This window comes from Candidatus Jordarchaeum sp. (assembly GCF_052745115.1).
Map to the genome: position 1 here is coordinate 1 of NZ_JBRAKS010000373.1, position 3,680 is coordinate 3,680.

3 protein-coding genes are annotated in these 3,680 nt (G+C 39.8%); all 3 read left to right on the forward strand.

Annotated elements, in window-relative coordinates:
• Nucleotides 1–662: 662 nt before the first annotated feature.
• The 3 genes from ACUVXA_RS18060 (at nt 663) to ACUVXA_RS18070 (ending at nt 3,661) form a co-directional block, all read left to right on the forward strand.
• The gene (locus tag ACUVXA_RS18060; protein WP_445872679.1) at nt 663–1,493 is read left to right on the forward strand and encodes a nucleotidyltransferase domain-containing protein; all 831 of its coding nucleotides are present in this window, start codon (nt 663–665) and stop codon (nt 1,491–1,493) included.
• Between the two features lie 605 nt (nt 1,494–2,098).
• Nucleotides 2,099–2,920 (forward strand): DUF4332 domain-containing protein, encoded by an 822-nt coding sequence (locus tag ACUVXA_RS18065; protein WP_445872680.1) that lies wholly within the window; start codon nt 2,099–2,101, stop codon nt 2,918–2,920.
• Between the two features lie 159 nt (nt 2,921–3,079).
• Entirely contained in the window at nt 3,080–3,661 is a 582-nt protein-coding gene (locus tag ACUVXA_RS18070; protein ID WP_445872681.1) for a winged helix-turn-helix domain-containing protein, read from the forward strand.
• Nucleotides 3,662–3,680: the final 19 nt, after the last annotated feature.

Consider the following 3,680-nt stretch of genomic DNA (forward strand, 5'->3'; position numbering starts at 1 on the left):
GTACAACCCTTGCAAAAACCGTTCTCCAGCTACGGAGATTGAAAGTTTTTTATTGCTATGAAAGACATGTGGTCTTCATGTTTTCCCTAAGATGCTAACGCGTACCATCGGTTTTTACAAAATAAATCCTTTTTTTGTGTTCACCGAATTCAGTTATTTATTTTTTAGAAAATTTCTTAAGCTTAAATTATTTAGCGTAACAATTTATGATTAAATATATTTTAAGTGAAAGTGAACACTTGAAACTTGAACTTGTATTATTGCTACTTTTCATTCTAATTTTTTCATTTTGGGTATGCGGAATGGGTTTTTTCACTGTTTTAACAATCTTGGAAATGTAAACTGGCCTAACGGATCATAGTCGAGATAAATATTGAAATTAAATAATCGATGAGGAAGAAGAAATTGGCATAATGAAAGTACCTTAGAGAGGCAGAAAATCTTTTGACACTTATTATAAGTTTCGCTGGAAAAATGCCAATTCTTAATCTAGCTGTTTGATGTGTGTTCTATGTATTGACTAGATTTTATGCAGTTCTTATAGCTGGTTGTTTTGCACTAGTTTAAATCGTAATTTGAAGAAGACTATTGCAAATTTTTAAAAGTCTTTTAAGTTATTTATCACTGTAGTGGTGTCTTTAGTATTTTTAGAGGGATTGGCGGTGAACTTTTATGATTTTCTTCCTTCGAGTGTTCGAAGATACCTGGATGATGTTTTTTCCCTGCTTTTTTCCCAGCTGGGGACTGAAAAAGTTGTAGCTTTGTATATATTTGGGAGTATGGTTGATGGGGAGGGATGTGATATTAGTGACTTGGATTTACTGGTAGTGCTTGATGATGGGGTTACTTCAGGGCAAATTAAGCGTATTAATGGCCTGTTGGAGAGTCTTGCGATTAAATATGAGCTTGTTTCTAGAGATTCTTCGTTTATAGGAGGGGTTTTGAGGGTGATAGAGAAGGATACTGGCATGTTTATTTCCCATTTTGTCTCTCGGAAAAGGGATGTTGAAGGGGGAAGTTTTTCCCAAGTCTTTTCCACGAACCGTTTAATGTCCAAACTTTTGTCTCCTTCCTCAATCGTGTTTGGAAGTGTATTGAGTAGAGCGAAAAAAATTTATGGCGAGGACGTTCTGAGTAAAACTGTACTTTCCAAGCCCACGGTGTTAACACTGATTAAGAGTTTAGCGATGAATCTATGTCTGAGTCTTTTCTCACTCGTCCTTTATCCCCTCACTTCGAAGGCAACTATGTATGAGATGGAGGCTGCAAAGTGGAGTGTTCTAGCATCTTACTACTTTTTAAAAAAAAAGAATCCAGGACTAATTCCTGCCATAAAATTTTTAACGAATCTTAAATTACCTGAAACCTTTTTTAAACGCTTACTTCAATTGAGGAGCAATTACCAGAAAGACATATTTTTTGGACTAGTCACCCCCTTCTATGTGTTGAAAACCCATTTTAAAGCCCTTAATTATAGAAAAATATTTCAATGAGACCATATAATAGACAAAATGCCATTTTTAACCTGCTTTCTAAACAGTTCTGAAAAATTCCATCCCTACTCCCTATGACGCTTTTTTAACTTTCATCTAGCAAACCAGAGCCAATGACTTCTGCAACTTACTAGGAGTTTGCTTAGAGCTCATCTAATTCCACCTGATTTGGGAAATCAAGTAGCTGATTTCAAAACATGTTAATGTTACCGCAAATTTGCTGCCCTTTTTATGGTTTTGTCTACCGCCTATTGACTCACGATCATTGGTTGCAACTGGGGGATGCCATCATACTTGGAATTTTATTCAAGAGTTTGCGATTTGTTTCAGTTAGGGTTCCCGGACTGGGAGTTTAGTTTTTTATGATTTTTGTTAGATTTTGCGCTCTTTTTTAACTTGTTGACTTTAGATTTCTAGTAAAACATTATAAAAAAAGTTATATATTTATATTCTCAATTTTAAGTAATAAACTATTGAGGTGAAGACTAATATTAAATGAAAAATTAAGTACTACAGGCGGTTTATTAGCTTTCTTCGCAGGATACATCGGCGTCTTCTTTAGCGGATCTGCCCTTTTTCCCACCCTCAACTGGAGTAGCCTTCTAATGTCTCAGACAGGAATTTTTGGAATTTACGAGGATATCTTAATAAGCTTGGTACTGGCTCAATTGTATGCAACAATACTGCCCAGCATGCAGGGTGGATTCTGGATTATACTTGGCTTAGTATCCGGTGCGGGTGTTCTAACGTTGTCATATCCCTTGGCTGCTGCAAAATGGGTCAAAGGGGTTGTCATAGGCATAATTATTCTGGGCGCCATTGAGATAATTAGTGGCATCTTCGCTAACTACATTGTGGCATCTCTAGGTGGAGGATTGGCAATCATTGGCAGCATCTTCGGAATAGCAACTTGGAGAATGTTGAAAGTTGAAAAACCAGCGGTAGAAGCAGAGGTTGAAAAGCCCACTAGGGAAGAGGCTGCTAAAAAACCAAGGGCGGCAAAAGCTGTTGCAGCGAAAGCCCCAAAACCTGTGCCCAGAGCTAAGCTAGGGTTAGCGCAGGTTGAGGGAATAGGCCCAGTGCACGCCACACGTCTACAAAATGCGAAAATTGAAACTTTATCCCAACTGGCTAACTCCTCTCCAGACGAAGTTTCCACTGCGGCGAGGGTCAACAAGAAAAAAGCTGAAATGTGGATTAACATGGCCAAGCTTCTACTATTGGACGAAATAGAGGAGGAGGAGGCAGAACTCATGGTAGTAGGAGCAAGAGTGACCTCCTTAGAAGATTTGGCAAAACGAAAACCAGATGAACTTTATGAAGAAATGCAGTCAGCGATGAAGATGGGAAAAGTTGCTGTACCAAAAGGATACAGCTTCACAAAAAAAGATGTGGAAAACTGGATTAGCGCAGCAAAAAGAAAGTGAAGTATTAAGCCCTACTCCTAGATGATTCTTGTTTCAAACTTGTGGAACCATGTCTTATGAACCGTTTCCACTACAATTTCTCGTATTTACTTGTAACTAATACTATAGTATTTCGAAATATTTTTGTCATTTAAATGTGTATTTTTTATGGTGATGCTGTTGGGTAGGCGTGTTAAGGTGCTCACCAGGAGGGTTGACTTAGGCGAGATTGATGCTGAGATTGATAAGTGTAGAGCAAGGGGAGATGTAAGGTATCTGAATAAACTTACCGCAATTAGGATGCTTGCCCTGGGATATGAAAGGAAGCCTGTCCTCGACGCCGTAAGGATAAGTGAGAGGACACTGCTCAGGTGGGTTGAGCAGTGGAACCTGGGCGGTTTTAAGGGACTCAAGCCTGGAAAGGGAGCTGGCAGACCTCCTAAGCTTAGTGAGGAGGAGCTGAAGGAACTCGATGAGGACCTGGCCAAATCTCCGAGGGAGTCTGGTTACGACTACGACCTTTGGGCTACGAAGCTCGTACTCTTTCACGTAGAGAAGAAGTTCAGCGTGTCCTACCACAAAAACTCACTCTACAAGCTCCTCCGGAGAAGAGGCTATAACCTCCTAAAACCCTACATTAAGAACGCCGCGCAGAACGAGGAAGAGGTTGAAAACTACAAAGCCCAGTGGTACGGCAGCGTGGTGGTGGAGGATGATCCTTTTTTTCCTCCACGAAGCAGTGCTCCCACTGTGGAAGTGTGAAGGATGAAATGTTGCTTTC

Bases quoted from the DNA above. Each gene is read 5' to 3' on its own strand.
- ACUVXA_RS18065 (WP_445872680.1), top strand. From the start codon at position 2,099: ATGTCTCAGACAGGAATTTTTGGAATTTACGAGGATATCTTAATAAGC.